The sequence below is a fragment of the Spirochaetota bacterium genome (assembly GCA_026414805.1).
Classification (GTDB): domain Bacteria; phylum Spirochaetota; class UBA4802; order UBA4802; family UB4802; genus UBA4802.
Genome location: JAOAIH010000130.1, coordinates 1 through 2,816, shown reverse-complemented (window position 1 = coordinate 2,816; position 2,816 = coordinate 1). Strand labels below are relative to the sequence as shown.

Genomic DNA, 2,816 nt, shown 5'->3' with positions numbered 1-2,816 from the left:
GAGTACATTGATTGGGGGTCAGAGCATATATTACAAGATCCTGAATCAAGTTCAGGATGACACACCGCCATTTACCGTAAAATGACTCTTGGGGTCAGAGCCTTTTTTAACTAAAATGAGTTGACTATTCCTATAGTAGTTGCGTATTTAACAAATATCATACAAAATACAATATTTTCTATAAGGCTATGCAATGATTTTACCCGTATCAAACTATACCAGTGTCATAAATGTCCCAATGGAAGGTGTGTGCGATAGCTCTGAAGATGATTCTTCTCTATCCAATCAGTTTGCATTGCTACAGGACCCTAAATTGCACTCAGTGCTTATTACTGAACAGTGTATTTATAAAAGAGTCACTGCACTTGCAGATGATATCGTTGCCGACTTCAACCACAGCAAACATATTGACATCCTGCTGGTACTCACAGGTTCATTTATTTTCGCTGCAGATCTCTCGCGTGCAATTTTCAGGCAGGGTGGCATCAATGCCAGCATCCACTGCATAAAAACCAGCGTGTACGATAAGACAATAAAGTCAAGTGGTGAACATTACCGGGCAGTGACGCTGGAGCTATCGCCCAAAAATATTGAAGGACGTGATTTGTTACTAGTTGAGGATATTGCTGACCAGGGGTTTACATTGTCATGGCTTAAAAACTACCTGCTTAATGAACGCAACGCAAAGAGCTTAAAAATTTGCAGTTTGCTGTACAAACGCCTTGACAACCCCACCCGTGAGGTACAGAATATTCGAAGCCAGCTTGAAATTGATTACATTGGATTTACCGTTCCCGATGTATGGGTAGCCGGTTACGGCATAGATGCGGCATACGAATACCGCCATCTACCATTTATCGTGCGTGTTAACGAGGAATATTTCGTGTAACCTGCCATACAGGATGTGCGGCAGGTTAGGATGCGGAAAAGGCCCTGAACGGATGCCATTTTACAGCCCGCAGTGGAATGATTAATGATTACAGGATGTAAAGGGCATTTTTCTTTGGCACTTTCTTTTGTTGCTCGGTTGTGACAAAAGAAAGTGGATGTAACATATTTGCAATTATTCGTTTTAAGTTATTTTGTCCATTATTATGTAACGATACGCTATTGTAGTTAGCATAACTATTTATTACTTTTTTTTTAAAATAAATTATTTGTGCAAAAAATTTTTTTTATTTTTTCACATTCACGCGTATTATATAATAAAAGATACTAGAATCATTGTTGGTGATAGAAATGAAAAAAGCAGCAATTACAGTTTTGGCAGTCTTGATTATGATTGTGTACGCATATGCTCTCACCGGTGAGGAAGCTGTTGCACGCTTTCAACAGAAAATGCGAAGCATATCTACCTTAAGCGGCACCATTTCGTGGACAACATCTAACGGTTTTACCTATACCGGTACATTTAAATACAAAGCGCCCGACAAGCTGTATGTAAACCTCACTGCTCCTGGTGGCAAAACAATTGTCACCAATGGGAAAAAGCTGTGGGTATACGATAAATCATCCAACATTTGTGGCGTTCAGGATGTTGGCGAAGGTTATCCCGGCGGCATCGCTGCGATTGTGACAGGGTACAATGCTCTGCTTGCGGCACAGGGACCAAACGGATATACTATTAAATTACGAAACTTTGAAAAAGCATATCCTGAAATCGTCATTATAACAGATGCCAATTTTTTACTCAAAAAATTAATTGTAAAAGATAAACAGGGCGATTCAACCAGCTATACGCTATCAAATGTAATTGCAGGCGAAAATATCCCAGCAGGATATTTTGACTTCAAGCCACCAACAAGTGCGCAATCAGTGAAAAACCCGTTAAATATACAGTAAATACAGGAAGCTCTGTGTGAAAGAAAAAAATATACAATATTTTTTACACTTCATAGGCGCAACAGTATTTATTCTATTTTCTACAGCAGTCAGTGCACAAGAATTATTCTTCACGTATGCTGGTGTCATTGTCCAGGGTGGAACTAATTCCATTAACTACAAGGGTTGGGTGAACACTCAGCAAAAAACAATAAAAAGCAAAGGCAGCGTATATGGGGGTGGAATACTTACTACTATTTTCGTTCACCAGTTTAGTGGCCAGTTCTCTTTGACCTATATGCAGTATTCATCGGATAGCACTCCTGACCTTTCCGTTGGGCATCCCCTTGTTACAGTTAAAGGCACGTATTACTATCCTCTTAACAAGGTCTTTCAACCAGGTGTTGGGTTGGGATTGTATCTTGACCTGCCCCCTGCTTCTGCAGATTACAACGGTGGTGCAGGCGGGAATATTTCCTTATCAATGCTGTTTACTCTTTCAACCGAAATAAAAACAATCATAGATATATACGCCCAGTACGGCAGCTTTGGCATGGGCGAATCATCAACAAAAACAGAAGGCGGAATCTTGGTAGGTGTTGTGTACAAGGTGGGACGATTATAACAAACATATTATACGCTTTGGTGTACCTTCAATTGCTGCAGCATGTGCGGTGTGTGCTTCTATTCTGCATACATACCAATACATACTTGCACTGCCACCAAGCTTTGCCTCATATATTTTTGATGTACTTACGCTCATTTTTGTATCATTGTGCATATATGCACACATCTATTCATATAAATATAATGGGGCGATAGTAACTGTTAAAATACTCATTGCCCTTGTCTGGATTGCTGGCGCAGCCTCATGTGCAATCTTTGCCACTATCTCCATGTGTGCTAGCGCTATTGATACACACAAAGGCATTTTCTCAGCAAAGATTCTTGATACTGAATACAATCGATATAATACCGCAGCCACTGTATGGTGT

4 protein-coding genes are annotated in these 2,816 nt (G+C 40.1%); all 4 read left to right on the top strand.

What is annotated here, in order from left to right; translation table 11 throughout:
- The first annotated feature begins 193 nt into the window (after positions 1–193).
- Positions 194–889 carry a phosphoribosyltransferase family protein gene (locus N3F66_14870; GenBank protein ID MCX8125429.1) on the top strand — a complete coding sequence of 232 codons (696 nt, stop codon included), beginning with the start codon at positions 194–196 and terminating at the stop codon, positions 887–889.
- 350 nt (positions 890–1,239) lie between these two features.
- Positions 1,240–1,842 carry an outer-membrane lipoprotein carrier protein LolA gene (locus N3F66_14865; GenBank protein MCX8125428.1) on the top strand — a complete coding sequence of 201 codons (603 nt, stop codon included), beginning with the start codon at positions 1,240–1,242 and terminating at the stop codon, positions 1,840–1,842.
- A 16-nt stretch (positions 1,843–1,858) separates the two neighbouring features.
- Positions 1,859–2,446: a hypothetical protein gene (locus N3F66_14860; protein MCX8125427.1), complete on the top strand. Its 588-nt coding sequence runs from the start codon at positions 1,859–1,861 to the stop codon at positions 2,444–2,446.
- A partial coding sequence (locus tag N3F66_14855; protein MCX8125426.1) for a hypothetical protein occupies positions 2,418–2,816 on the top strand: 399 nt, incomplete at its 3' end. The genes N3F66_14860 and N3F66_14855, both read left to right, overlap by 29 nt.